The 543-nt window shown below is 43.8% G+C and carries 2 protein-coding genes; both read right to left on the bottom strand.

What is annotated here, in order from left to right; genetic code table 11:
• Nucleotides 1-321: hypothetical protein (locus tag J536_RS24700; RefSeq protein ID WP_050680476.1), on the bottom strand; the 321-nt coding region annotated here is incomplete at its 3' end.
• Nucleotides 318-543, bottom strand: a 226-nt coding sequence (locus J536_RS25950; RefSeq protein WP_050680474.1) for a hypothetical protein, incomplete at its 5' end; no start/stop codon positions are given. The genes J536_RS24700 and J536_RS25950, both read right to left, overlap by 4 nt.

Below are 543 nucleotides of genomic sequence, written 5' to 3'. Positions count from 1 at the left end.
TGTAAAACCCATCATTGCTGCCGAGTTATATTTCTCCATATCCCCGATGTAACCTTTTCCCCTTGTGTGACGTCCTCCGCTCCAGATACCGCCTTCAACCTCAATCAATATCTTTGTTCCCGTAATCAGAAAATCAGCTCTCCATTTGCGTTTTGGATGGAATTTATATTCCTGCTCAAAACTGGTCTTGCATGCTCTCAAGTGTGTTGCTAGTACCATCTCACCTTCACTTGGGTGTCTGGTACCTTGCTTTACTGAACGGCGCTTCTTTGCCTTCACTGGAAATAATTCACGGTATTCAGCAAGGCTCATTGATGTCATTTAGAGTCACCATTCTTGATTGCTTGCTCGATTGCCTTATCCAATTGAAGTAGCTCATTGTAGTCAGTGTTAGATAACCCACTACGGTTGTATTTGCCTCGTAATTTGTCACGACGAGCAATCGCTTTTTCTAAATCGAAGTTTTCATGAGTATTCATGCTGCCCCCTGCAATGAGCCTTTGAACCCGACTTGCTTGAGATACGGTTCCCATTGTTTGGCCT

Origin of the sequence: Acinetobacter sp. 809848 (assembly GCF_000581275.1) — a bacterium.
In the GTDB taxonomy this organism is placed as follows: Bacteria; Pseudomonadota; Gammaproteobacteria; order Pseudomonadales; family Moraxellaceae; genus Acinetobacter; species Acinetobacter pittii.
This window is presented reverse-complemented; position numbering and strand designations above follow the sequence as displayed.